23 protein-coding genes are annotated in these 25,939 nt (G+C 61.8%); 3 read left to right on the top strand and 20 right to left on the bottom strand.

The genetic code is table 11. The annotated features are described in order from the left end of the window. Positions 1-32 precede the first annotated feature (32 nt). The gene (locus OIS53_RS19820; RefSeq protein ID WP_264680314.1) at positions 33-1,427 is read right to left on the bottom strand and encodes a DUF5723 family protein; all 1,395 of its coding nucleotides are present in this window, start codon (positions 1,425-1,427) and stop codon (positions 33-35) included. Between the two features lie 123 nt (positions 1,428-1,550). On the opposite strand from OIS53_RS19820, the gene meaB reads away from it, so the two are divergent. Further along, a complete protein-coding gene (gene meaB, locus OIS53_RS19815; protein ID WP_264680313.1) occupies positions 1,551-2,528 on the top strand; it encodes a methylmalonyl Co-A mutase-associated GTPase MeaB in 978 nt (325 codons plus the stop codon). Positions 2,529-2,689: 161 nt separating this feature from the next. On the opposite strand, the gene OIS53_RS19810 is transcribed toward meaB, so the two are convergent. The 9 genes from OIS53_RS19810 to OIS53_RS19770 all read right to left on the bottom strand — a co-directional run bounded on the left by OIS53_RS19810 (position 2,690) and on the right by OIS53_RS19770 (position 13,970). Continuing rightward, positions 2,690-3,073 carry a VOC family protein gene (locus OIS53_RS19810; protein ID WP_264680312.1) on the bottom strand — a complete coding sequence of 128 codons (384 nt, stop codon included), beginning with the start codon at positions 3,071-3,073 and terminating at the stop codon, positions 2,690-2,692. A 269-nt stretch (positions 3,074-3,342) separates the two neighbouring features. Continuing rightward, a complete protein-coding gene (locus OIS53_RS19805; protein ID WP_264680311.1) occupies positions 3,343-3,630 on the bottom strand; it encodes a hypothetical protein in 288 nt (95 codons plus the stop codon). Between the two features lie 4 nt (positions 3,631-3,634). Further along, positions 3,635-4,612 (bottom strand): type VI secretion system tube protein TssD, encoded by a 978-nt coding sequence (gene tssD / locus OIS53_RS19800; protein ID WP_264680310.1) that lies wholly within the window; start codon positions 4,610-4,612, stop codon positions 3,635-3,637. Positions 4,613-5,125: 513 nt separating this feature from the next. Then, positions 5,126-7,708, bottom strand: a complete 2,583-nt coding sequence (locus tag OIS53_RS19795) for a carbohydrate binding family 9 domain-containing protein (protein ID WP_264680309.1) — start codon at positions 7,706-7,708, stop codon at positions 5,126-5,128. A 221-nt stretch (positions 7,709-7,929) separates the two neighbouring features. Beyond that, positions 7,930-10,563: a M56 family metallopeptidase gene (locus OIS53_RS19790; protein WP_264680308.1), complete on the bottom strand. Its 2,634-nt coding sequence runs from the start codon at positions 10,561-10,563 to the stop codon at positions 7,930-7,932. Further along, positions 10,560-10,979: a BlaI/MecI/CopY family transcriptional regulator gene (locus OIS53_RS19785; RefSeq protein WP_264680307.1), complete on the bottom strand. Its 420-nt coding sequence runs from the start codon at positions 10,977-10,979 to the stop codon at positions 10,560-10,562. The genes OIS53_RS19790 and OIS53_RS19785 overlap by 4 nt, the downstream gene beginning before the upstream one ends. A gap of 396 nt (positions 10,980-11,375) precedes the next feature. Then, complete coding sequence (folB, locus tag OIS53_RS19780) at positions 11,376-11,732, bottom strand: dihydroneopterin aldolase (RefSeq protein WP_264682403.1); 357 nt, start codon at positions 11,730-11,732, stop codon at positions 11,376-11,378. Between the two features lie 144 nt (positions 11,733-11,876). After that, positions 11,877-12,920, bottom strand: a complete 1,044-nt coding sequence (locus OIS53_RS19775; RefSeq protein WP_264680306.1) for a DivIVA domain-containing protein — start codon at positions 12,918-12,920, stop codon at positions 11,877-11,879. Between the two features lie 117 nt (positions 12,921-13,037). Further along, positions 13,038-13,970: a WD40 repeat domain-containing protein gene (locus OIS53_RS19770; protein ID WP_264680305.1), complete on the bottom strand. Its 933-nt coding sequence runs from the start codon at positions 13,968-13,970 to the stop codon at positions 13,038-13,040. 288 nt (positions 13,971-14,258) lie between these two features. Between OIS53_RS19770 and OIS53_RS19765 the strand changes: the two genes are divergently transcribed. Together OIS53_RS19765 and OIS53_RS19760 are read left to right on the top strand one after the other, a co-directional pair. Further along, positions 14,259-14,924, top strand: a complete 666-nt coding sequence (locus tag OIS53_RS19765) for a 4'-phosphopantetheinyl transferase family protein (RefSeq protein ID WP_264680304.1) — start codon at positions 14,259-14,261, stop codon at positions 14,922-14,924. 45 nt (positions 14,925-14,969) lie between these two features. Further along, positions 14,970-15,578, top strand: a complete 609-nt coding sequence (locus OIS53_RS19760; protein ID WP_264680303.1) for a redoxin domain-containing protein — start codon at positions 14,970-14,972, stop codon at positions 15,576-15,578. 405 nt (positions 15,579-15,983) lie between these two features. On the opposite strand, the gene OIS53_RS19755 is transcribed toward OIS53_RS19760, so the two are convergent. The 10 genes from OIS53_RS19755 to OIS53_RS19710 all read right to left on the bottom strand — a co-directional run bounded on the left by OIS53_RS19755 (position 15,984) and on the right by OIS53_RS19710 (position 25,930). Next, positions 15,984-16,856 carry a transglutaminase-like domain-containing protein gene (locus tag OIS53_RS19755; protein ID WP_264680302.1) on the bottom strand — a complete coding sequence of 291 codons (873 nt, stop codon included), beginning with the start codon at positions 16,854-16,856 and terminating at the stop codon, positions 15,984-15,986. Positions 16,857-17,201: 345 nt separating this feature from the next. Then, positions 17,202-18,932, bottom strand: a complete 1,731-nt coding sequence (gene poxB / locus OIS53_RS19750) for a ubiquinone-dependent pyruvate dehydrogenase (RefSeq protein WP_264680301.1) — start codon at positions 18,930-18,932, stop codon at positions 17,202-17,204. A 176-nt stretch (positions 18,933-19,108) separates the two neighbouring features. Next, positions 19,109-19,981 carry an NmrA family NAD(P)-binding protein gene (locus OIS53_RS19745; protein WP_264680300.1) on the bottom strand — a complete coding sequence of 291 codons (873 nt, stop codon included), beginning with the start codon at positions 19,979-19,981 and terminating at the stop codon, positions 19,109-19,111. A gap of 120 nt (positions 19,982-20,101) precedes the next feature. Beyond that, positions 20,102-20,686, bottom strand: coding sequence for a DUF1572 domain-containing protein (locus tag OIS53_RS19740; protein ID WP_264680299.1), 585 nt, complete (start codon positions 20,684-20,686; stop codon positions 20,102-20,104). A 133-nt stretch (positions 20,687-20,819) separates the two neighbouring features. After that, positions 20,820-20,942, bottom strand: coding sequence for a hypothetical protein (locus OIS53_RS19735; RefSeq protein ID WP_264680298.1), 123 nt, complete (start codon positions 20,940-20,942; stop codon positions 20,820-20,822). Further along, a complete protein-coding gene (locus OIS53_RS19730; protein WP_264680297.1) occupies positions 20,939-21,397 on the bottom strand; it encodes a DUF3368 domain-containing protein in 459 nt (152 codons plus the stop codon). The genes OIS53_RS19735 and OIS53_RS19730 overlap by 4 nt, the downstream gene beginning before the upstream one ends. Next, on the bottom strand, positions 21,390-21,617 hold the full coding sequence (locus tag OIS53_RS19725) for a UPF0175 family protein (protein ID WP_264680296.1): 228 nt from the start codon (positions 21,615-21,617) through the stop codon (positions 21,390-21,392). The genes OIS53_RS19730 and OIS53_RS19725 overlap by 8 nt, the downstream gene beginning before the upstream one ends. A 660-nt stretch (positions 21,618-22,277) precedes the next feature. Continuing rightward, the gene (locus tag OIS53_RS19720; protein ID WP_264680295.1) at positions 22,278-23,906 is read right to left on the bottom strand and encodes an acyl-CoA carboxylase subunit beta; all 1,629 of its coding nucleotides are present in this window, start codon (positions 23,904-23,906) and stop codon (positions 22,278-22,280) included. A 173-nt stretch (positions 23,907-24,079) separates the two neighbouring features. Next, the gene (locus tag OIS53_RS19715; protein ID WP_264680294.1) at positions 24,080-25,111 is read right to left on the bottom strand and encodes an MlaD family protein; all 1,032 of its coding nucleotides are present in this window, start codon (positions 25,109-25,111) and stop codon (positions 24,080-24,082) included. Between the two features lie 60 nt (positions 25,112-25,171). Continuing rightward, positions 25,172-25,930, bottom strand: coding sequence for an N-acetylmuramoyl-L-alanine amidase family protein (locus OIS53_RS19710; protein WP_264680293.1), 759 nt, complete (start codon positions 25,928-25,930; stop codon positions 25,172-25,174). Positions 25,931-25,939 lie beyond the last annotated feature (9 nt).

Genomic DNA, 25,939 nt, shown 5'->3' with positions numbered 1-25,939 from the left:
CTCCGCGGGAGAGGGGGCCGGGGGGTGAGGCCTCATTCTGTCTTCCCGCCCAGCTTAAACCGCAGAAACCCGGCGGCCACGGACAGGTAGGGATTTTTGGAGGTGAGCAGGCCGGCTACGTCGCGGGTGCTGATGCCGATTTCGTAGATGGGATTGGTGATGGTGAAGCCCAGGGGTACGCTCAGGCCGTAGCCGGCGCCGCCGCTGAGGCCGGAGCTGAGACGCACCCAGCTGGTGGGCTTGTAGTCGACGCCGACGCCCACGAAGGTGGTGGGCAGGTTGCCGGCCACCGTGTTCAGGGGCACGGTTACGTCGAGGCCGGCCTCGAAAAACTCGCTTACGCGCACACCCACGCCGGTGCGCAGCTTGGTAGGCAGGCTGGCGCGGCGCTCCTGGCCGGGCGTGTACTGAAACAGGCTGTCGGTGCCGGAGGCGAAGATGTCGGCCACTTCCCGGATGAAGTTGTAGCTGCCGATGCCTTCCGAGTTCAGGCGTTTGAGCTTCTGGTCGTTGGCCGTGAGCAGGTTGCCTTCCCAGGTCATGTGGCCCAGGTCGGTGAGGGCCAGGCCCAGACGCAGGGCTTTGCCGGCCTCCACGGCCAGGCCCAGGTCGAAGCCGTGGCCGCGGCCCACGGGTTGCAGGCCGTCGGCGCGGGCCCGGAAGTTGAAGCCGGGGTTGTTCATCACCGAGCCGTAGTCGATATCAAACACCGGCGACATAGCCGTGTAGGCCCGCAGGCTGCCCGGCTGCACCCGGATGTCGATGATGCCCACGCCCTGCACGTACCGGTAGCCCGCCCCGGCCGACAGCTGAAACAACGACTGGTCGATGAGGCGGGTGCCCCAGGCCAGGTTGAACTCGTTGAGCAGGGCAAACTGCAGGTCGGTGCCGGCCAGGGCTTCCGTCACCAGGGGCACATTGCCGGCTGAGGCGCTGGTGTAGATGGGGGCGTTGCGGCCGAGAAAGGCAATTTCGGCGGCGTTCTGGTTGAGGCCCACGTGGGCCGTGGTGCGCACCCGGTGGCTCACGGCCACGCCGCCCACCACGGGCAGCTGCACGGCCACGGCCAGGGTGGTGGCGTCGGCGTTCAGGTTCAGGGCGTTGTCGGAGGTAAAGGCGCGGGCCAGCTCCCGCTTGCCGTCTGGCGTCAGGGTTTCTTTACGCTGAAACAGCAGACGGTTCAGCTGCCGCCGCTCCAGGGACTGGGACCCCGCTCCCACCCCAAACTCGCCAATGGTGAAGGCCACCTTGGCTCCGCCCACCCGGCCCAGGTTGGCGGGGTTGATGCCGATGGCCTGGTAGTCGGTGGCGAAGGTGGTGGCCACGCCCCCGCGGCCGGTGGCCGTGAAGTTGCTCAGCTCGTTTTGGGCGCGCAGCGTGAGCGGTAGGCTTAGCGCAGCCGCCAGCAATAGTACACAGTGTTTCATGGCGAAAAATGTGGCGTAAGCTTTAGCTTGCGCCGGTAGCTGTCTGCAAACCCTTTGCAACGGTTTTTTTCTATTTCGGCGCACGGCGCAAGCTAAAGCTTGCGCCACATTTTCCAACGCTTCGTGCCCAAACGCTTTTCCGCTTCCGAATATAGTGAGGGCATCCTGGCCGGCAACCGGGTAGTGCTGAGCCGAGCCATTACGCTGGTGGAAAGCACCCTGTCCACCGACCAGGAGCTGGCCCAGCAGGTGCTCGACGCGGTGCTGCCCCACGCCGGGCGCTCGGTGCGGGTGGGCATCACGGGCGTGCCGGGTGTGGGCAAAAGCACGTTTATCGAAGCCCTGGGCCTGCATCTGGTGCAGGAGCAGGGCAAGCGCCTGGCCGTGCTGGCCGTGGACCCCACCTCCCAGCGCAGCGGCGGCAGCATCCTCGGCGACAAAACCCGCATGAATCAGCTGGCGGCCCATCCCCAGGCCTACATCCGCCCCTCCCCGGCCGGCCGCAGCCTGGGCGGCGTCACGCGCAGCACCCGCGAGGCTCTGGTGCTCTGCGAAGCCGCCGGCCACAACGTCATCTTCATCGAAACCGTGGGCGTGGGCCAGAGCGAAACCGCCGTGCACGGCATGGTGGATTTCTTTCTGCTTTTGATGCTGGCCGGGGCCGGCGACGAGCTACAAGGCATCAAGAAAGGCATCATGGAAATGGCCGACGCCGTGACCATCACCAAAGCCGATGGCCCCAACGAAGTGCCCGCCCGCCGGGCCCGCCGCGAGTACCAGAACGCCCTGCACCTGTTCCCATTGGCCCCCAGTCAGTGGAGTCCCGTTGTTACCACGTCGTCGGCCCTCACCGGCGCTGGTGTGCCCGAGGTGTGGCAGGTGGTGGAGCAGTACGTGCAGCACACCCAGCAGAGCGGCTACTTCCAGCGCCGCCGCCAGGAGCAGCACCTGCACTGGCTGCACGAAACCATCCGCGAAGCCCTGGAAACCCGCTTCTACGCCCGCCCCGAAGTGCAGGCCCGCCTGGCCGAGGTGCAGCAGCGCGTACAGGAAGGCCGCCAGTCCGCCTTCAGTGCCGCCGAGGAGCTGCTACGGCTGTAGGGGCGCGTCGCACGCACTCGGCCGTTGAATGGCCTTGTACAGAACGGCCCAAGCATGTAACGCGAAATTTCACTTCGCGAGATGCAAGAACGATACCGCCTGGATGCGGCTCCCAACGGCGCGGACGCCTCGCGAAGTGAAACTTCGCGTTACATGCTTGTTCAACGGGCAGGCTCCAGCAAGTCCCACTGGTTGCCGTAGAGGTCCTGGAACACGACCACGGTGCCGTAGCTTTCGTAGCGGGGCTGCTCCAGAAACTGTACGCCGCGGGCCTGCATCCGGGCATAGTCACGGGCAAAGTCGTCGGTGTGGAGGAAGAAGCTGACGCGGCTCCCGGTTTGGCGGCCAATGCAGGCGGCTTGCTCGGCAGTGGCGGCCTGGGCTAGCAACAGGGCTGGCTCCTGCCCACCGGGCGCCACCCGTACCCACCGCTTTCCCTCACCTAAGTCAGTATCTTCCAGTAAGTCGAAGCCGAGCTGCCGGGTGTAGAACTGTATGGCTTCGTCGTAGTCGCGGACCACGAGGGTGACGGCGGCAATGTGCATTATGTTCTTCCTTTGTTGGTTCAGCCAAGCGGTACGTACCAACCCTACCAAAGGGCGCAAAATGTACACATAAGAGTAGCCTGATGCAGATGGGCCGTAAAAGGGCGGTTCTACGGCCAGGGTGCGGGCCCATTCTCACTACTGAGGCGTGGGCTTGCCCGGCAGCAGGGTAAAGGCCTCGACCTGGACGCCGTTGATGCGCAGGGTCTCGGGCGAAAGGTGCAGCCGGAGCACCAGCGCCGGCCAGTTCTGTACGTTGCCAGGCTAGGTTACCACCACGGCTTGAACTCCGTGGGCTTTGGCTTTAGTGGCACGGCTTGGTCATAGGTTTTCATGTTTTCATAAATAGTGCAACCGGCCATAATCATGCGTTCAATGATTGCCTTCGCTAAAGCATTATCATTGATTAAGACATAGCGTCTATCATCAGCTTCCATAATAAGATACTGTTGATATTCATGCTGAGCAGAAGCAGCGTCGACAGTTTTGACCAACACATATTTAGAGGGTTCCTCCCAATAATGGCGGTTGCGCTCAATTTTTTCTAACAAATCCATAGTGTTACTGCGGTTGCGAAGGAATGAAAGGAGAGTCTTTTGTAAAGTTTATTTTGGCTTTGCCAAGTGGCAGGATAACCGATTTAACCTGTCGAGACCCTACGGCTTGTTGCTCTTTTAAGTACCTAATATCGTGCTCACTCGGCTGAGGAGTACCGCGTGGATGAGTATGCTTAAGAAGATATTCATTCGGGTCTTTATTTAACCTAACACTGTCTTCATCACCCGCATACAAGGTATAGTGCCCCTTCCGTTTGCTTGGCCCCAGCGTGTAGATGACGGCAAACTCAACGCCGAATTCCACCGTCAGCGCGCGTAGTGTCTCATCGGAAGGCAAGTACGACAACGAGACGCCCATTGGGGGCAGGCCGTGGCGTTGCATGGTGTGCAGCAGCTCCTCCTCCGGCAACTCGGCTAGGCGGTGGGTGGGCCCGGCCGGGGCGGGGATGGGTAGGCCCGTGAAGGCGGCCTGGCGCAAGTGGGCGGCCAGAGTGGCGGAGGGGGGCAGCTCCTGGGGCGGGGTGCGGGCCCGCTCCCGCTGCTGGGGCGTGGACTGGCCCGGCAGCAGGGTAAAGGCCTCAACCTTGACCTCGTTGATGCGCAGGGCCTCGGGCGAGAGGTGCAGCTTTAGTACCAGCGCCGGCCAGCCCGCCGCGTTGCCGGGCTCGAAGTGCTCTACCAGACCCGTACAGTAGGCATCCTCTACGGCTAAGCGGCGCAGCGGCTGGCCCGTGGGGCGGCGCACCAGCACCAGGGAGCTGCGCTGGGTGTAGTGGTCGAGCATGTAGTCGTAGACCTCCTGCGCGGGCGGGCCGTGCAGGTCGGGGCCGGCCAGCCAGAGGTCTACCCCCGCTAGCCGCACCTCGGCGCTGACCTGGCCGGTATGGGCGGTGGGCTGGCGCAGAGCGTAGTGCACGTGCAAGGGCGTATAGCAGTGGCCCCGGAAGTGCCATTCAATCAGGGCAGAGGAGTAGTGGGACATAGAACAGGAAATAGCACTAGCAATAACTTGCCTTAAGATAGAGTATTCTCCGTTGCGGCTCACGGCTTGCCTGACTGCTTTCGCCCGCCAGCTAGCAGCCTTCACCTGTAGACACTACCGCCAAGATGCAGGCCTTAATCGACCGGATGGAAAAAGACCTGAAAACCCTTATGAGCAGCGCTAACAGCTTGCCATCCTGCTGCCCACCCTGCGCAAGACCCGCGACACACTCACGGGCGTGTACGCCAGCAACCTGCGCCGCCTCGGCAAGTGCGGGTTTGAAGTGCTGGAAAGTCCTGCCCCCGCCTCCACTAAATCCGCCGCCTTCAAGGTTTTGAAAGTCTAGCTCCGTTTCCCCACATCTGAAGGCGCCCCGCCGGATGGTTCCGGCGGGGCGCTTTCGGATGTGGGCAGGTGTAGTAGGAGTTGTGTAGTTCGCGTATTGGCGGGCCATCCCAACGATACCCGTTCTGACAACTCGGCCGATACGCGAACTACTAACTTCACACTACATCACAACTTCCGCTTAGGCTTGAGCATGAGGTAGTCGAGGAAATAAAGCACCCGCACCGACACGGAGTTGTTGTGCGGGGTGTTGATGGTGTTGTTGAAATTGCTGAAATACTGCGGCAGGGCTTCTTCGGCTTGCAGAAACGAGGCCGTCGAGTTCTTCCACACCACCGATACCTGGGAGCCGGGCGCAAACCACCAGGTCAGGAAGGCGTCCACGTTGAAGGCGTTGAAGGTGGTGTTGCGGTTGCGCTGGTAATCGGTGGCTTCTTCCTCGCCGTTGGGGCGCAGGCGGCTGAAGTCGCGGTAGCGCACGTGGCTCATGTAGTGGCGGGCCCGGATGGTAAACGACAGGTTGTTGGTGAAGGTGTAGCCCGCGTTCAGCGTGTTGGTGACGGTGGACACGCGCCGCCGCCCCAGCAACACGTCGCCGTTGAAGTTCTTCATAAACGGCCGGTCCAGCGGGTAGCTCATCGAGTCGAGGCCGCCAGCGTAGCCAATCTGGTTCAGATTAAGCTGGTAGCTGGCTTCATAGCGGAAATTGAGGTGGTTGTTGACCCGGTAGCGAGGAGCCACGGTCAGCGCCAGGTTGCGCCGGCCCCGGCGGACGTCGCCGCCCACCACCCGGCTATCGGGGCCGAAGAAGCGGGTTCCGTAGTACACGTCGTAGGCCAGCTTCTTGCGGTAGTCCGACGACATGCCGCCGTTTATGCCGAAGTTGCCCGGCTGCCGCACGAAGTAGCGCCCAATCGGCTCTACGCGCGGGTCGAAAAAGTCGCGCGTGGTGGGCGCGAGGTCGAAGTTGATCCACGTGGAAAGAAAATTTTTGGTGAAGGTGGTGCTGCCGCCCCAGTACAGAAAGGCCTCCTGGTAGCGGGTGGGCTTTTCCAGGAGCTGGTAGCTGGCGCCCCAGTACGTGTTCAGGCGGTTCACCTTCCAGAAAGGCGAGTAGATGTTGTAGCCGAAGTTGACGGACTGCTCGATGGAGTTGTTGGCGAACAGCAGGCCCAGGTCGTTGGGGTTGTAGGTGTGCGACTCGATGCCGTGGTCCACGTTCCAGGTGAATTTGCCGGAAATCTTGCCGTAGTTCACGTAGTATTTGTAGCCGTCCTGGTCATCCACCCGCCTTTCGGAGTTGAAGAGCTGCCCGCGCCGGCGCGAATAAAAGCCGCGCACATCCAGGGCGTGGGTGTTTTTCTTGTTGGCCAGGCGCAATAGCCCGCCGGTCACGTTGGCGTCGTAGGTGGTGCCCTGGCGCGTCACGTTGGTGTTGATGAGGGAGGCGAAAGAGTTGTTCTTGAGCGACTGGTCCAGCACCACGATGTTGTAGTTGGTCAGGGGCTGGGTCAGAATGTCCCGTTCCTCACGGGTGCCTTCGTGGCGCACGGTGGCGTACTCGTTGTTGCTGATAGCGTTGAATATGCCCACGCCCAGGCCCTTGCTGGTACGCCCCGATATTTTGGTGGCGTTGATCAGCCGCGTTACCGACGGATTCTTCACTACTTCCTCGCCCGGATTCAGCTGGCCCTGCACGCCGTAGAAGCCGATGGGCGTGGCACCCACCCGCCGCGAGTAGAAGATGTTGCCCTTGTTGAACAGCTCGGTGCCTTCAGTGAAAAACTGCCGGTTTTCCTGGAACTGCACTTCGAAGGGCGAGAGGTTGAGCACCTGGTTGTCGCTGATAACCTGGCCGAAGTCGGGCACCAGGGTGGCGTCGAGGGTGAAGCTTTCGTTGATGCCCCACTTCACATCGGCGCCGCCCGTGATGCTGGTGCTGGTGTTGCGCTGGTCGGGCTGATTGTAGGGGTAGTGGTTGAGGTAGTACCCCACGTAGGGCGTGAGCGAGAGGCGCAGGGGCGGCACCAGGTTTTGCAGCCCCTGCAGCTCGCCCCACTGGTTCACAAAGCCATCTACCTCGGGCTTCACCTCGTTCCACCAAAACGATTGGCGGGTGCTGCGGCGCTGCCGCCCGAAGTTTACTCCCCAAAGCTGCTCAGGCGCCTTGGCAAACCGAATGGCCGAGTACGGAATGCGCAGCTCGGCCACCCACTCCCGCTCGTTCACCTGTGTGCGCGACTCCCACACTGCGTTCCAGGCCCCGTCCTCGCCGGCGGCCGGCGAGTAGCGCGAGTCCACCTGCACGCCGCCCGGCGTCACGATAAAGCCGTATCCGTTTAGCCGGTCGTGGTAGGTGTCCAGAAACACCCCAAACCAGTCGGAGTTGCCGATGTCGTCGCGCTGGCTCAGCTCCCGCAGAATCGAGTCCTGGCTGACGTCCTGCATCCGGGCCCCGATGTAGAGGTTTTCGTCGTCGTAGAGCACGCGCACTTCGGTGGGGTGCTTTTCGGGGCGGCCGGGCGTGGGCTGCTGCTCAATGAAGTGGTCAGCCACCGGGGCCGTCTGCCACACGGCTTCGTCGAGCTGCCCGTCAATCTTAGGGGCCGTGGCCGTGCGCACGGCTTGCAGCTGCCGCTTGGGAGCCAGGGTGGGCGCCGCGGGCTTGGCGGCTGCCGGAGCTGTTTGGCCGTGGGCCAACCCGGCACCGGCCAGCCACAGCCAGCCCATCATACACAACACGGTACGCATCGGCGCAAAACAACTAGAGGAGAAGTGATTCAAATCGTAGAATAATTTAAAGAGAAAATAGTGCAAAAGGTCATAATCCGACTGCAAGCCAGCGTCCCCGGCGGCGTGCAGCAGGGTAGGTTGCGCCAAAGATGCAGGTGGGGTACCCACCGTTGCCTCGTGGGGCCGGGCGCCGCTACAAAAACCCGGCCGCCGCGGTGGCAGCGGCCGGGCCATGTCGCCTATTCGCTTACTGAAATCTGAATGTTGCGGCTGCGGCGGCTGCCTTTGGCATCCGGGGCATCCAACAGGCGCCGGTACTTGTCGGCCAGGGCAGCCGGCTGCTTTTGGCCGTTCACAACCAGCCCATCATCGTTTAGCTGAAACTGAAAGCTTTTGTCCGAGGCTCCAACCAGCCCGTCTTTGCGCAGCTGCTCCCTAATTTCGTCGGTGTCCATGCGCGGCGGCGCGGGCGGAGCCGGGGGGGCAACGGGAGCCGGTGGCGCGGGCGAGGCCGGCGGAGCCGGGACTATACTGGGCCGGGCGGGTCTGGCGGGCCGGGCCGGGCGCAGGGGCCGCAGCGGGGCGGGCATCGAGCCCGTACGGCGGCCCGACGACTGACGGTTGATGTTGATGGAGCCCTTGGTCAGCTTGCTTCCCGACTTGCTTTCCCACAGACGCAGGTATTTGTCGCGGGTGGCAGTGGGCTGCTTTTTGCCGTTGACGGTCATTTGCACGGGGCTGAGGCTGAACTGAAAGTTTTCCTCATCCGTAATCAGCCCATCCTGGCGCAGCTGCCGGGTAAGCACGGCCGTGGCATCATCGTCTTCGTGGTGGCCTTCGTTTTCCAGGCGGCGCATGTCTTCGGCGTGGCGCTGCATTTGCCGGGCGTGTTCCTGCATCTCTTCGTCGTGGCGGCGCGTCTGCTGGTCATGCAGCTCCTCTTCTGCCTCCCGTACCTGCTCCTCCAGGTCTTCCCGAAACCGTTCCCGCAACTCACTTCTCTCCTCGCGCAGCTCCTCTAGTTGCTCCTGTATTTGCTCACGCGCCTCTTCGCTCAGGTTTTCGTCTTTGAGCGTGTTTTGCAGGGCGCGTTCGGCTTCCACCAGTGCTTTTCGCTGCACGTCAGTCTCGAGGGAGCTCAGGGACCAAGTTTGCCCGTTGCCTTTCCGGAAGCGCAGGGCGTTTTCTTTCATGCGCAGCCGAGCATCGGCCATGCTTTTCCGCACCTGCTCCCGCATACGTGCTACTTCCGCCTTGTCTATCCCCGAGCCCCGGAAGTTGAATTCCTGCGCAACGTCCGGGTTGAAGTGGAAGTCGAAGCTGGAGAAGTCGTTGGCCCAGCCGCCGCGGTAGTCGGGCACCTGCACCACTTCGACCCGGCTGCCGCCCTTGCCTTTTTTCCGGCTGCTGGCGGCTTCCACTGGCTGGCCATTCACCGTCAGATTGGTTACGCGGCCTTTTTTGTCTTTCTCGATGACTACGGTACCCGCCCCGCCCCGGTGGGTGCCGGGGTTGACGATAATCATCGGCTGCTGGGCAGAAGCGTTGCGCTTGTTCCGGCGCGGGCCGTCGTCGTCGGTTTGCACTCGCACGGCCGCATCCGACTCCACCACGGCCGGCGTTTTGGGCATGAGGGGCGCCGGAGCCGCGGGAGCGGCCGTGGTGTTGCGCTTGGTGGTGTCGGCGGCGGACTGAGTTTCCAGGAAGGGCAGGCGGGCCAGGGTACCCTCGTCGGTGGAAGCCTCGGGCGAAGCGGGGCGCGGGTCGGCCAGGGCCACGGCCGAGGTCAGCAGCACCAGCCCGCCCAGCACTACGCAAGCCGCCAGCACGCCTTCCGAAAACGTGGGGGCCGTGCGGCCCTGCACCAGCCGCCGGATGCGGCCCAGCACCGAGCCGTCGGGCCCCAGCGCCGACAGCGCCAGCTGGGTCGGCGTCTCGGGCGCGGCGCTCAGCTCGGCCAGGGCAGCCAGGGCGCGGGCCACGGTGAGCGGGTTGCCGCCCACCAGGCTGGTAGCTATGTCGTCGCAGCAGTTTTCGCGCTCGGTGCGCAGGCAGGCCGTGATAAACCACACGGCGGGGTGGTAGAAAAACAGCGTCTCAGCTACCGACTGCACCAGGTTCAGAACGTAGTCGCGGCGTTGCACGTGGGCCAGCTCGTGGGCCAGAATAGCTTCCAGATAGGCCGTGCTCAGCCCCGACACCGTGCCCAGGGGCAGCAGCACCACCGGCCGCAGGTAGCCCACCACTACCGGCACCCGCACCAGCGCCGATTCCAGCAGCTCCACGGGCTGCTTCAGGCCTGCCCGGTCGGCCAGTACCGCCAGGCGCTCCTGCCACTCGGCGGCCAGGGGCTGCACCCGGTAGCGGCGCAGGCGCTGCACGTAGGCCAGGCCGCCCAGCAGGCGCAGGGTCATGGCCAGCAAACCCAGCAGCCAGGCCGCCACCAGCACCGGCAGGTTGTTGTCGAAGTAGGCCAGCCAGCTGCGTAGGCCGGTTGGCTCGGGGTCAACGGTTAGTACTGCTTCGGCATTGAGCTCCGCCACCGCAGCTTCGGTCATAGCCACCGGCACAATGCCATCGGCGCGCACGGCGGCTTCGTCGCCCACCAGAAATCCGGCCATGGCCTGGTCGGACGTATCGGGGGTGGGATGCGCCAGGTAGTACCGCGCGAAGGTGGCGGCGGCCAGTCCCAGCAGCAGTACCAGCGCCACCGCCGAAGCCGTGTAGCGCACCGTAGCGCGGTGGCGGCGCAGCACCAGCAGCAGCCCGGCCAGGGCCAGGGCTACCACGGCGCCCTGCCAGAGCGAGTGAACCAGGGTCCAGCCCAGGGCCCGCACCAGGGCCGGCGGCAATACGTGTTCAAGCCAGTTCATGGAGCGTCGGGGGTTGAGGGTGGAGTTGAATCGTTTTTAATCTCGATGTCATTGAGCAGGCGCCGGATTTGGGCCAGTTCCTCGCGGGAAGTGCGGCGGTTGCCCAGGGCCTGCATGACCAGCTTCATGGCCGAGCCCCCAAACGTGGACTCCACAAACCGGTCGAGCAGCAGCCCTTGGGTTTCTTCCTCGCGCACGGCGGCGCGGTACACGTGGGTTTTGCTGTCCTCGGCCCGTAGCACGAGGCCTTTCTCCAGCATGAGCTGTAAGAGCTTGAGCGTGGTGGTGTAGCCCACGTCGCGGCGGCGGCTCAGCTCGTCGTTCACGAACCGGACCGTGCTGGGGCCGTGCTGCCACAGCACCTGCAAAATCTCCAGCTCCGAATCGGTAGGCTTAGGAATGGACGGTTTACTCATAGAAAAAACGAAAAAGTACAGTGAGTCCCCGAACCGCCGTGGCTGCTGCACCGCTTCTCCCCGGTCGAGAAGCGTCCAGCCAAACCCTACGAATCAGTTCGTATATCAAACATATACGAACTGATTCGTAGAAGCAAGGAATATCTACGATTTATTTCGTATGATATTAAAACGGTTGAGTAAGTTGCTGTCTTTCAACTTACAATATAGACAGCACGGTAACTAAATAGCTGCACATCTATAGTCCGATGCTACGCACAATGATAGGCAAGCTCCCGCTAATCAGGCACACCAGTAGCTACAAAGCGGTGTCGTTGGGCAGACTGAACCGGCTAGCAGGGTGCTATACTTACCGGCGCCTCATTTCAATCCTGAAGTAGAAGTAGTAGGATACAGTTAGCGCCGCCGCGCAAGCGTGACGCGGGCACGCTGGCAGATGCCGCCCAGCGGGGGGTTGAACTTCGACACGATGACCTGCACGCCCTGGATATAGGGAAACTCCTCCAGCACCCGGTCCATGACGCGGTGGCCGAGGTGCTCTAGCAGGCGGGCCGGGGCGCGCATTTCTTCGGCCACCACGCGGTACAGCACCTCGTAGTTCACGGTTTCGCGCAGCTGGTCGGAGGCAGCCGCCGCGTGCAGGTCGGTGTCGATGTAGAGGTCGACGCCGTATTTATTGCCGATTTTCTGCTCCTCGTCGTAATAGCCGTGGAACGCGAAAAACTCCATTCCTTCCAGCGCAATCTGGCCCATGCGGTGTAGCGTCAAATGAGGCCGCAACCTACTAGGTCTTTTCCAGAACCGCGCCGCTCACCACTTTCCAGCTCTAAAAAACATACCCGCACCAGCCAAAACGCTGGCCGATGCGGGTACAGTGTGAGCTACTTTTTTCAGGGTTTATATCTCGTCGAAAAACGACTTCTCGCCCAGGCTGGCGGCCGACAACCCCGGATGAGTGGCCGGCGAGGGCTGGGTGATTTCGGGGTGGCCGGGGCCGATGGGCTGAATATCGGGAGCGGTGGGCTCGATGCGGGGTCCGGTGGGGTCGGGCACGTGCGTGGGAGCCACTGGATCGACGTGCGGGGCGGGAGAAATGCCCGGATTCTCGGCCGGGCCACCGGGCCGCTCAATCTCCGGACCAGTGGTGCGGGCCGGGGCGCCCGGATCGGGCTGCTGGCCAGGCTTGGGGTTGTAACCGGTGGGCTGCGGCGCCAGGCTGGCAGCGGCGGTCCGCTCTGGGGCGGCTTCGCGGGGCGCGAAAGAGGAAGGCGAGGCAACAGGAGCCGAAGCTACAGCAGCAGCCGAGGCGGAAGCAGGCGTATGAACGTGCATGGAAGCGGCAGTTTTAGGTGAATCGTCCCGAGCATCGGTCCGGTTTACCTTTACGCTGGCTGCCCGCGAAAGGATGGCCGCCGTGCTGGCTTTGGGGCGGGCGCGGGCCTTTTCCACTTTTTCCAGGGCGTCGGCGGCCAGGTGGTGCAGGTCGCGCACGAGGCCGTCGAGCACGTTTTCGAGGCGCTGGCACTCCTGGCCCAGGCCGTTCACCTCTTTCTGCATGTCGGCCACGGTGCGCTCGGCCTGCTGGTAGGCTTCTTCCACTACGGAGCGGGCTTTCTGGCGGGCGTCGGCCAGGAGCTGCTCGGCCTGGAGCTGGGCTTCGCGGATGCGCAGCTGGGCGTCGCGCTGGGCCTGCTCGGTGATGCTGTTGCCGGTGTCTTCGGCGGTTTTCAGGGTGCGGTAGAGGCTGGTTTCCACCTCGCGCATCTTGCTTACTTCCTGGGTGGCGTGGTCGAGCTTGAGGCGCAGCTCCCGGTTTTCGTCGCCCATCCGCTCCCACTGCTGAGAGAGAGTAAGCAGGAAGGCCTGCACTTCGTCTTTATCTAATCCTCGAAAGGCTTTTTCGAAGGTTTTCTGCCGGATATCGAGGGCGGTAATTTTCATGGCACTGGGGTAAAGAAGCGGGCGTACGACGCGCCCTGGGCGGGCACAAGCAGCAGAACGGTAGTACAACGGAGCAGGGCGGCGCTGATGTTGGCCGCGGGCCTCGCACTTCAGCTCCTACTCGGCACTCAGCTGCCACACGGCCAGGGTTCGGTCGTCGCTACACGAAACTAGCCGATTCTGCTGGGCCGGCCAAAATAACTTGTTTACCGAGGTGCCGTGGCCGGCGTGGCGGGCCCGGTCTACCACCCGCAGCAGGTCCAGCGTAGCCGCATCCCAGAGCTTAATGCTTTTGTCCATGCTACACGTAGCCAGCAGGCTGCCATCGGGCGAGAAGGCCAGGTGGTTGATGGTAAACATGTGTGCCACCAGCGTGCGGTGCTCCTGGTAGCCGGCCTCCACGTCCCAGGCGCGCAGGTGGGCGTCGCGCCCGGCCGTGAGCAGGTAGTGGCCGTCGGGCGAGTAAGCGGCCGTGAATACCGAGTTGGTGGCGCCCTCCACCACGTGCTTTACCGTGAGTGTGTCGGCGTCGAGGATGCGCACGCGCCAGTCGGAGCCGCCCACGGCCAGCTCGCCGCGGGTTTCGTGCAGGGCCAGGCAGCGCAGGCTTTTGTCGGACAAGCGTAGCAAGGTTTCCACCTGAAAATCAGCCAGGCGCAGCACCGCCAGCGTACCGTCGCCGAGGGCCGCGTACAGGCGCTGCCGGGCTATATCTGCTACAAGGTCAAAGATGGGAACGGGTGGCAAAGCCGTGGCGTAGGCCAGCTTTCGGGCTTCTAAGTCAATAGCCTGCACGCCCTGAAAGTTGTGGCCCAGCACCAGCAGGCCGGCCGCGGGCAGGTGCAGCAGGGCGTACACCGAGTTGTCGACTTTAGCCACCAGTTCCCCGTCGCGCTCCGGCTCATTGGTGCTCCACGCTGCCACCAGGCCATCGGCCCCCGCCGAGTAAAAGGCACCCGCCCCCGGCATACCCGCCAGCGCATACACACAGTCGCGGTGGCCGGTCAGAGCAGCAAGCTTATGAACCTGGGGACGGTGCAGAAAAGGCATAGGGCAAAGGTAGGTTGTTAGGGTCTTGGGGGCTTAGGGTCTTAGTTTTGTTCGACTATAACTATCATCCTGATGCCGTAGCCGGAGGCCCTTCTGACAGCTGGACGAATCGTTGTTTCAACTAATGTGCTGCTGTTAGCCGTTCAGTGGTCATTAAGTCCTTGGCTTCGCCTTCCTTCGGTTCGCAGGCTCAGGAGGTCAGCTTTGATTGCACGTCAACTAAGACCCTAAGCCCCCAAGACCCTAAGCCCCCAAGACCCTAAGTCCCTAACAACCTACCTTTGCCCTATGCCTTTGCATTCCCTTTCTCCCGCTTCTGCTACGGCGGTGCTGGGGCTGTGGCAGCTGACGGAATCGGCTGAGGAGCTGTGGCAGTGGCTGCCCGAAAGCTCCTGGCCGCACTACCTGGCCCGCTGGCCGGCGGGGCGCGACGCCGACCGGGGCCGGCAGTGGCTGGCCGGGCGCGTGCTGGCCCGGCAGCTGCTGCGGGAGCTGAACGACACTCCGGCCCTGCTGCACGCCGATGCCCACGGCCGGCCCTTCTTTGCCGAAGTGCCCGGCTACGGGGTTTCGTTGTCGCACTCCGGGGAGTGGGTGGCGGGACTAGTTTGCACCCGAGGGGGCGTTGGCATAGATATTGAACTAGTGCGGCCCAAAGCCAAACAGTTGGCCCCGCGGTTTCTGTCGGAAGCGGAGCGGGCCGATGCCGGCGACGACCTTGTGAAGCACAGCTTGTACTGGAGTGCCAAAGAAACCTTGTACAAGCTGCACAGTCGCCGGGGCCTGGTGTTCAAAGAGCAGCTGTTGCTCAATCCGTTTAGGCTGCGGGAGGCCGGTGTGTTGACGGGACACCTGCTCCTCGAAAACTCCCGCAGCCAACACCCGGTCCACTACTTGCAACCAAGTCCGGGCTACGTCCTAACTTACGCCTTAGCCGAGGCGAGTTGCGCCTGAGCGTGCCGCTCGGCTCCAGCCCTCTTCTACCCTTCCCCTTCTGCCATGTCTCGTCGAAAAATAACGCTGATTGCCGCCGCGGCCTTGCTGCTCTGTACCGTTGCTGCCGGAGCAGTTCGGGCCCAGGGCAGCCGCTCGGTTCCGGATTTCAGCCTGAAAAATGACACCAATGCCGAGGTGGCCCTGCGAAGCTACGCCGGCAGCAAGGCCGTGGTGGTGGTATTCGTGAACCCGACCTGCGCGTTTTCCAAGCTTTACCAGAATCGCCTTACCTCGCTGGCTACCACCTACGGCGCCCAAGGCGTGCAGTTTCTGTTCGTCAACGCTCCTATTAATCTGGAAGACAGCGCCGATGCTGGCGAAGCTGAGAAGCTGAAAATCAAAACCACCGGCGGCGCCGACCTGCCCCTGCTCACCGACGAAGGCCAGAAAGTGAGCACTCTGCTGGGCGCCACTAAAACCCCCGAAGTAGTAGTGCTTCAACCTGTCGGCAGCGGATTTGCCGTGCGCTACAAAGGCGCCATCGACGATAACGCCCAGGTGGAAGGCTACGTCAAGGAGCGCTACGTGCAACAAGCCCTCGACAACCTGCTGGCCGGCCGCCCCGTCGGCGTCCCCGACAAACGCGCCGCTGGCTGTTTGATTAAGCGGTAGGCCTCACCCCCCGGCCCCCTCTCCCGCGGAGAGGGGGAGCCTGACGCCAGGTCGTTCTACGCCGCCCTGTCGGCTACCGCCTCCAGAACGGCTACCACTGAGGACGGCACCGAACAGCAGCCGCATAGCGGCCAGCAGGTTTGTAGAGTAGATAGAGATAGATGGGGAAGAACAGCATGGCGCCGCGTAGCGGTGCAAGAGGCGCCTAAACGTTTCTTGCACCGCTACGCGGCGCCATGCTGTTCTTCCCCATCTATCTCTATCTACTCTACAAACCTACTGGCCGCTACGCGGCCGGAACGTTCATATTGGTAGCCGTCTTGGAGGCGGTAGCCGACAGGGCGGCGTAGAACGACCTGGCGTCAGGCTCCCCCTCTCCGCGGGAGAGGGGGCCGGGGGGTGAGGCTACTGTTCATCAGGGCCGTCCGTGGTGGGGCCGGCTTCGTCGGTGAGGATGTTGAGCAGAATGGCTACTTCGGCGGCTTTGGCGGGTTCTTGCAGCTTCTCGAAGCTGAGTTGCAGGTTGCGTAGGGCCCGGCGCACAATGTCGATGTGGGAGCAGGGCTCGTAGAACATGTCGTTGGGGGTGAGATTGAGCTGGGCAATGTAGTGCTCAATATCGGTGCGCGACAAAATCAGCCCCCGGTTGTAGCAGTTGATGTAGAACGGTTCCACCTGCCGGTTTTCGGAGCGGTAGGTCAGCACGAACAGATTGGGCAGGTTCACGCCAAACACCGGCAAGCCCAGGCGCTGAGCTACCAGCAGATAGATTACGCACAGGGTCAATGGGTTGCCGCGGCGGGTTTCTAGTACCCGGTGCAGCATGGAGTTGGCCGGCGAGTGAAAGTTCTGAGTGTTGGCCGCGAACTTGTGGGTCCGGAACAGCACATGGTTGAGGGCCTGCACCTGGTCGGCGGGGTGCATGGCGGGCTGGAGCAGGGTCCAGGCCTCGAAGCGCAGCTGCTCGATGGCGCGGTTGAGGCTCTGCAAGTCGGCGTCGGGGTACTGGTAGGAGTTGAGCAGCCACATGCCTTCCAGCAGGTTTTCGCCGCCCGAGTCGCGCCACACGCGCAGGCGCTGCTGCAGGCCCTCGAATTGCAGGTGATGAATCAGGTCTTCGAGGCGCTGCTGCTGCTGGGGGTCCAGCGTTTCCTCCCACGATTCTTCCAGAAACGGAATGATACTCTCGCCCAGGGTTTGAATCCTCTCCTGAATCTGCGGGGCAACTTCGGGGTCGTCGAGCAGGGAGATAAGGGCTTTGATTTCTTTGTTGGTCATGAAGCAGACAGGCCGCCGAAACGGCCTTTGATGCGGCGAATAGCAAATAAAAGCAACCGGCGCGGGTTCACCACGGCCGGTTGCCAGGAATTAACACGGTATTCGGGGCAGAATGTTCACCGCCTGCCAGTTCTCAGCAAGTTTCTTGCGGCGGTTTGGAGAGTTGTTCAAAGCTTTGAGTTAGTCTGAGTAGACAGCGAAGGAAAAGGCCGTCCTGCTCTATCTGGCGTCCACGCAGCCGAAGCATCCCGCGTGCTGACGTTGGGGGCTAACCGTCATGCTCTATCCGGACAGCTTAGCTGAGTACCATTTCTCTCTTACTACACTCAACTCACCACCGTCCGCCTACCGTCCTCCCAAGTTTGTCTTGGCTAGTTCCAGTAGCTCACTGCCGTGGCCGTTCATCAGGGCTTTCAGCGCGTACAGGCCGAAGCCCAGGGCCTGCTTGCCTTCGATGGTGGGCGGCATACTCAGCTCCTGGCGACGCACCACAGCATCTACCAGCACGGGGCCGGGAGTGGCCAGGGCCTGGGCCAGCACGTCGGGCAGGTGGGCGGGGTCGTGCACGCGCAGGCCGGTGAGGCCGGCGGCCTGGGCCAGGACCCCGAAGTCGGGGTTGTCCAGCTCGGTACCGTATTCCAGGGTGCCGGCGGCCTTCATTTCCAGCTCTACAAAGCCGTAGGCGCTGTTGTTGAACACTACCACTTTCACCGGCAAACGGTGCTGGCGCAACGTGAGCAGCTCGCTCAGCAGCATGGCCAGGCCCCCATCACCACACAGCGCCACTACCTGCCGCTCGGGGTAGGCCAGCTGCGCGCCAATGGCCTGGGAAAGCGCGCTGGCCATGCTGCCGTGGTTAAACGAGCCAATGAGCCGGCGCCGGCCATTCATGGCAAGGTAGCGGGCCGCCCAAATGGTAGGCGTGCCTACGTCGCAGGTGAAAATGGCATCCTCCTGGGCCAGCTCACTCAGCAGGCGTGCCACGTGTTGGGGGTGCAGCTCAGCGGCCCCGGCCTCACCGTCGGCCAGCTCGCGCAGATTGTGCTGGTCGTCGCGGTGGCGGCGTAGGGCGGCGTCGAGGTAGGCGCGGTCGGTGCGGGGGCGCAGGTGGGGCAGCAGCTGGCGCACGGCGTCGGCCACGTCGCCGGGCAGGCCCACTTCCACGCGGGCACGGCGGCCTAAGTGGCGGGCGCGCACGTCTACCTGCACAATACGGGCGTCGGTGGGGATAAACTGTTTGTACGGAAAGTCAGTGCCCAGCATCAGAATGCCGTCGGCGTCCATGAGGGCATGGTAGCCGGCGGGCATCCCCAGCAAGCCCGTCAACCCCACGCCGTATGGGTTATTAGGCTCCACGAACTCCTTCCCGCGCAGGGCGTGTACCACGGGGGCTTGCAATGCTTCCGCCACTTGCAGCAGCTCGGCGTGGGCGTCGGCGCAGCCCGCTCCAGCCAGAATGGCTATGTTGTCGCAGGCGTTAAGCACGTCGGCAGCCTGGCGCACGTCGGCGTCGGCGGGGCGCAGGGTGGCGGTGCGGCCTCGGGCGGGCAGGCGCGACTCGGGGGCTTCGATGCTGAGGTGGGTGACGTCGCCGGGCACCACAATGACGGCCACGCCGCGCTCGGTGAGGGCGTGCTGCACGGCGGCCTCAATGATGCGCACGGCCTGATTAGGCGCCGAAATCAACTCGCAATAGTGGCTACACTCCTGAAACAGCCGCTCCGGGTGCGTTTCCTGGAAGTAGCCCGTCCCGATTTCGTCGCTCGGAATCTGGGCGGCCACGGCCAGCACCGGCACACGGCTACGGTGGCAGTCGTAGAGGCCGTTGATGAGGTGGGTGTTGCCGGGCCCGCAGGAGCCGAAGCACACGGCCAGCTCCCCGGTGAGGTGGGCCTCGGCCCCGGCCGCAAAGGCGCCGGCTTCCTCGTGGCGCACGGCAATAAACTCCAAGTCGTCGCGGGTGCGAATCACGTCGGTGAGGCCGTTGAGCGAGTCGCCCACCACGCCGTACACGCGCCGCACCCCGGCCGCTTGCAGGGTGTCAATGATGATTTCGGAAACGGTTTTTTTGGTCATGGCCTTCAGGTTTTTCCGGCTATACGGGCAGGCGGGCAGCGTGGGGGTTGGTTCCCGCAGAGGGCGCAGAAGTTTGGCGCAGAGGGCGCGGAGGAAGGCCGGTAGCTACCGGTTCTTCAATCCGTGTGCATGCCAGCCATTGTTCATTCCACCCCCGGCCCATGCTGACTTGATGCTCAACTCAACTCCGCGCGGTAGTCGCGCACGTACTCGGCGAAGGTGAGCGGAGCCTGCCCGGTTACGCGCTGCACCCAGTCGGTGGTGGGTGCCGTCCGCTGGAAGCGAGCCAGGTAGTGCAGCAGAATCATAATCAGAATAAACCCAGTAGCTGTGCCTTGGCGCTTTTTTGTGAGAAAAAAACGTAGCGGGTTAGGCGACAGGTAGCGGATGGGCCGGCCCAGGCCCTGGGTGAGCGTAACAGCCATTTCACCGAAAGTCAGCGACTCGGTGCCCGTGAGCGTGTAGGCCTGGCCGGCGTGGGCCGTGGGCTGGCGCAGCACCTCGGCCGCCACCCGCCCAATGTCGCGCACGTCAATCAGCGTAAAGCGGGCCTGGCCAGCGGGCAGGTAAATCAGGTTGCGGCGTACGAGGTCGTCGCGCAGGGTGCTGTTGAAGTTTTGCATGAAGTAAGCCGGCCGCAGCAGCGTGTAGGGCACGCCGCCTTGCATCACCGCTTTTTCAATCCGGTGGTGCGGAATCAGGCGCATGTCTTCGGCCCCCTGCACCGACATATACACCACGTGCTGCACGCCCGCCGCCTGCGCTGCTGCCACCAGCTCCCCAAAGCGCCGGGGAGCATCGGGCAGCCCGGCGGGCAGCAGCAAAAACACGCCAGTCACGCCGCGCAGCGCGGGCTCATAGGTGCTGGCATCGGCGAAATCGAAGCGCACGGGCGTCACGGTCGGCAGCTCCCGCAGCTGCGGCTGGACCCTGGCTACGTCCCGGACGCCGGCCAGCACGGTTACGTCGTCGGTGGGGGTGACGGCCAGGCTCCGCAGCACTTCCATTCCCACGTTGCCGGTGGCGCCGGTAATTAGCAGACGTTTCATAGGCCACATGTTAGGTTCAGTACCTGCTTACGTAGTAGCCGCCACAGTGATTTTATGCCTTTTCTCGTCAGTGCCCCGAAAAGAACTGCGGGGCTAGGACGTCCCGGCCAAACGCCCGACTTAGTGCGGAGAAGAAGGCGCTGGGCCCGTCAAGAATTCGTCGGTAAAGTGGGCGCGGCGTTGGGGCTGGGCAAACTTCTCGGCGTTAAACGCCTGCGACTTCCCCCGCGGAATGGATAAGGATTCCCAGCCGGCATCCTGCACCATTTTGCCGATGTACACGATTTGCCCGATGTGGTACGGGTAATGCGCCAGTTGCCGGTTGATGGCCTCCAGCACCGAGTGGCCCTGGTTGCGGATGTACACGATGGTGTGCCAGTTGCTTTCATTCAGCAAGTCCAGGGCCGCAAACAGGCAGCTCCACCCCTGCTCCCACCGGGCCAGCAGCTCCGCCCGCGTCTGCACGTCGTTGTCGAACTCCGCTTCCCGCTGTCGCCACTCTTTCTCGCCGTCCGTAGTCAGAAAGTCGGTCCACCGCGACATCATATTGCCCCACAGATGCTTAACGATGGTGGCAATGCTGTTGCTTTCGGCATTGTACTGCCAGAACAGTGCCTCGTCGGGCAGTTGGGCAAAGGTCCGGTCGCCGAGCAGCTTGTAGTACTCGAACTGCTTGCGGGCACTGGTGAGGTAGTCGGCGGTCATAACACGAGGGTTGGTTTCCTTATCCTGAAAGGTAGTATTCCCCCGCTACTTCACGGCCCGGCAGGCACTGCCCCGAAACGCCAGCGGCCCGCTGCATCGGGTGGTGCTGGCGAGCTGGGAAACAGTGAGAGCATCACGCAATTTCATCGGCATTCATAAACTCCCGGCACCCTAGCAGTGTCGGCAGCAGGGCGTAGGCGGTGGTGGTTTTGCCCGCGCCGTTACAGCCGGCTAAGAGGTAGATATACTTTATCATAACTCGCCGGCCAGCCGCAATACTTGATTCTCTAACTCGACCGACAGACGGAAGTTGGTCTGTTTGATGCGTTGCAGCAGTGGCTTCACGGCCGGAATAATTCCACGTCGTTTAGCCTTCACTACTATTCCCAAGGTGCCCGTGAGTTGCAACCCCATTTGTTCAGCCACGCGACAGGCTTTATAATCGTCCAGAATTACTGTGCAGTGTGCTTTTTCTAAGGCCAACGCAATGGCACTCGATTCCCCCGCATCCAGTTGCATTTCCAGAAGTTGCTGTCGATACTCATCGTGAGCTGCTTCCAGCTTCACCCACTCCGGCAGCGGCATTCCATATTCAGCCGCCACGGTGGGCGTGGTAAGTACGGTGTCATACAGCCGTTGTAGCATCGTCAGCTCACCAATAGTGGTCAGCAGAATCAGGCAGCTGGCGTCGGAAATAACCAATTCAGGCATTGGCTACATCACGCGCCAAATCATCGGCCGAATGGTTGATAACCGATACTCCATATTGCCCCAGCAGCTCCATGAAGGTGCGCTTGCTGTAACCAGCCAGCTCCGCCGCTTGCCCCAGTGACAGTTTACCTTGCTCGTACAGCCGGGAAGCCAGCAGCATGGCGGCTTCCCTATCGGTGAGGTCCAGATTATCAGGGATGGTGAGGGTTAGCGTTTTCATACGGGCAGGACAATAGTTTAAGCGGTACTACAATCTACACGAATCAGCCTGGATACGTTCTGCGTTGCTTGAAACGTCCGCGGCCCGCCGCACCGGATGGTGCGGACGGGCCGGGTAAATGTAAAGCAGTTATTTGCGAATTATAGCAGTTTCTTGAACTGTGTAGCCCAGATGCGAAAGGTCGCGTCTCTACACCCCAAGTACACCGTTCCTGAAAACCCTATACAATAAAGAATTACGTCTTGTACCAATTTGATATAATGCCAGGTGCAATTAGTGGAATGCTGGTAAGCAGAAATGCGAGAGGTCCATCTATGTACCATTTGTATTCCTCAGGCTTATTATCCCAGCGAGTTGCAATAATGATGTGACGGCCAGTCACTCGTTGAATACACAAATCAATTGGTAAAAAAAGCAGTAGGAATATAACAGGTGAAACAAGCCCAGTTGGAGGCAACGCATACCGACACCAATCCCATGCAATAAGACATAGTAGACTGCTTGCAATCAGATGTAAGCTATATGTTCTTAGGTTAAATAACTTGTTATAGGGTGCTTTATGTGGCCTACCAGACCAGCTGTTTGTCATTAGAATTACATAGCCAAAGCCTACAAGCCAACTAAGACCCATTACCTGCCTACTGCATAGTTCCATCATCCTCAAACCTGAATTACGCCCACATTATACGCCCGCTCAATCGGCGCGTGATTCGCCATGGCAATGCCCTGCGAAATAACCTTGCGGGTTTCCAGCGGGTCAATAATAGCATCCACCCACAACCGCGCGGCGGCGTAGTAGGGCGAGAGCTGCTCGTCGTAGCGGGCTTTGATCCGGTCGAACATTTCTTTTTTGGCTTCGTCGGTGAGCTTGTCGCCTTTGGCTTCGGCTGCCGCTACCTGAATTTGCAGGAGCGTGTTGGCGGCGGCGGCTCCGCTCATCACGGCCAGTTGGGCGGTGGGCCAGGCCACGATGAGGCGGGGGTCGTAGGCTTTGCCGCACATGGCGTAGTTGCCGGCCCCGTATGAGTTGCCCACAATCACCGAAAACTTGGGCACCACCGAGTTGCTCATGGCATTCACCATCTTGGCGCCGTCCTTGATAATGCCGCCGTGCTCCGACTGGGAGCCCACCATGAAGCCCGACACGTCGTGCAGGAACACCAGCGGGATGCGCTTCTGGTTGCAGTTCATGATGAAGCGCGCGGCTTTGTCGGCCGAGTCGGAGTAGATGACGCCGCCCATCTGCATGGCGCCCTTCTTGGTCTTCACGATTTTGCGCTGGTTAGCCACGATGCCCACCGCCCAGCCATCAATGCGGGCCAAGCCGCAGATGAGGGTCTGGCCGTAGAGGTCCTTATAGGGCTCAAACTCCGAATCATCTACCAAGCGCCGGATGATGTCCATCATGTCGTAGGGCTTCACCCGGTCGGCGGGCAGCAGGCCCAGAATTTCCTGCGGGTTTTCCTTGGGCTGGGCGGGCGTCTTGCGCGAAAAGCCGGCCGTGGGTGTGGCCCCCAGCTTGTCGAAGATGTTGCGGATGTGGTCCAAGCACTCTTCGTCATTGGCGAACTTATAGTCCGTCACGCCCGAAATTTCGGAGTGCGTGGTGGCCCCGCCCAGCGTTTCGTTGTCGATACTCTCGCCGATGGCCGACTTTACCAGGTAGGAACCGGCCAGAAACACCGAGCCGGTGCCATCCACAATCATAGCCTCGTCGCTCATAATGGGCAGGTAGGCCCCGCCGGCCACGCAAGGCCCCATGATGGCGGCCAGCTGCACGATGCCCAAGCTGCTCATCACGGCGTTGTTGCGGAAGATGCGGCCGAAGTGCTCCTTGTCGGGAAAGATTTCGTCCTGCATGGGCAGGTACACCCCCGCCGAATCGACGAGGTAGATGATAGGCAGCTTGTTTTCGATGCTGATTTCCTGGGCCCGCAGGTTCTTCTTGGCCGTAATCGGAAACCAGGCCCCGGCCTTTACGGTGGCGTCGTTGGCTACCACCACGCACTGCCGGCCCTGCACGTAGCCAATCACCACCACCACACCCCCGCTGGGGCAGCCGCCCTCTTCCGGGTACATCCCCTCCCCCGCAAACGCCCCGATTTCCAGCGTCTCAGTGTCTTTGTCGAGTAGGTATTCTATCCTTTCACGGGCCGTGAGCTTGCCTTTGGCTTTGTGGGCGGCAATGCGCTTCTCGCCGCCGCCGAGCTGCACTTTTTTCAGGCGCTGCTGAAGTTGAAAGGTTAGTTGCTTAAGCTGGTCTTCGTTTTTGTTGAACTCGAGGTCCATGCGGGGATGGGCTGGGTGGTGGGAAGGTGGGAAATCAGCACAAAAAAATCCGCCCTGGGGCGGATTTCAAAGGTAAGGATGTGCATCACAGATTAGGCAGATTTTAAACAGGTAACCCAGATGCAACCTCTACTATCTGCGTCATCTGCTCAAAATCTGCCTAATCTGTGATTCTACTGGGCCTGAGGCGTCACGGCGGTGTCAGAAGTTGTGGGGGAAGTGACAGTTTTGGTTTCCTTCTCTACCTCCCCGTTTGCCTTTACTGTAGTTTCGGTTTTCTTTTTTTCCTTGCCCCCGCCAAACACCGAGAAGTGCACGTAGCGCTTGGGGTTAGCTTTCAGGTCGGAAATCAGGGCGTTGGAGCTGGCGGCGGTGGCGTTGAGGTTGTTGTACAAGGCCGTGTCGTGGATGAGCTTGCCCAGGGAGCCCTGCTGGTCGTTGAGCGACTTGTTCAGGCTGGTCATCGTGGCCTGGGCCTCGCCCATGGTGGCGTTGAGCTTGCGCATAGCCGGCCCCACGGGCGCCCCTTTCAGCGAGTCGCTGAGCTGGGCGAAGTTGGCGGCAATCCGGTCAAACTTCTGGCTGGTCGTGTTCAGGTCCTTGGTCAGCCGGGCCATGTTGGTGGTAATCTGGTTGATGTTGCGCTGGTTCATCACCAGCAGGTTGCGCAGGGCCTCGGTGCTGCCCTGGGCGTTGAGCAGGGTTTGCTGCAGGCTCACTTTGGCATCCTTGCTCAGAAAGCTGTTCACCTTGATGAGCGTGGAGTCGACGGTGCCCAGCACGGGCAGGGCCTTGGCCTGGAAGGCGTCGGTGATGCTGGCCACGGTGTAAGACTTCAGCTCCTCGCCGCCGCTGTACTCCTTCGAGTTTTTGCCCATGAACAGGGTAATGGTTTTAGAGCCCAGCAGCGAGCCGCTCAGGCTGGCTATCGTAGAGTCGCCCACCACCACGCCTTTCTGCAGCTCCAGGGCCACGCGCACCCGGTTGCCTTCCTCGGGCACCAGGTGCATTTCCTTGACCTGGCCCACTTTTATACCATTGAGGATTACCGGGTTGCCCACGGTCAGGCCGTCTACGTTGTCGTACTTGGCATAGAACGTACGGTCCGATGACAGCAGGTTGCTGCCTTTCAGGAAGTTGAACCCCAGCACCAGCGCCACAATGGCCACAATGCCCAGCAAGGCTACTTTGATTTCTTTCGACACGGTGGTCAGGAGTTAGTGGAAGACGGGAATAGAAGGCAAACTATACAACGGCAACGAGCCTTAGTCGCCGCCAGTGGTTGCTTCCAGCTCATTTTTGTAGTCGCGGAAAGCCCGGTAAATACCTGACGCCATATACGACTGCCCGGCTTTATCGTTTAGGTACTGCTCTTCGCGGCGGTTGGTTAGAAAGCCGGCCTCAATCAGCACCGAGGGCATGGTGGATTTCCAGAGCACCAGAAAGCCCGCCTGCTTGACCCCGCGCGAGGGCCGCCCCACCGTAGTACGAAACTGCCGGTCTACCTTTTGGGCAAACCGGATGCTGTTGACGATGTGGGCGCTCTGGTACAAGGAAAACAGGATGTGGCTCTGCGGCGAAGTCGGGTCGAAGCCGTTGTAACGCTCCTTGTAGTTGTCTTCTTGTAAGATTACCGCGTTTTCGCGCTTGGCCACCGACAGGTTGGCGTCGGTTTTGTGCGGGCCCATGGTCCAGACTTCCGTGCCGAAGGCATTGGGCGCGGCGGCGTTGCAGTGCACCGAGATAAACAGGTCGGCGTTGTGCTTGTTGGCAATGCCGGCGCGGTCGGCCAGCTCCACAAACACGTCGGTTTTGCGGGTGTAGACCACCTTCACGTCGGGCATGTTTTCCTCGATGTGCCGGCCCAGGGCCAGCACAATTTTCAGGGCCACATCGGCTTCGCGGGCCTTCACGCCGGCGCAGCCCCGGTCTTTGCCACCGTGGCCGGCATCCAGCACCACGGTGCGCAGCTTATACTTGGGAGGCAACGTGGGCGCCCCCGGCGCCACGGCCCTCAGGGACAACGAGCTGGC

The sequence above is a fragment of the Hymenobacter sp. YIM 151500-1 genome, assembly GCF_025979885.1.
GTDB lineage: Bacteria > Bacteroidota > Bacteroidia > Cytophagales > Hymenobacteraceae > Hymenobacter.
This window is presented reverse-complemented; position numbering and strand designations above follow the sequence as displayed.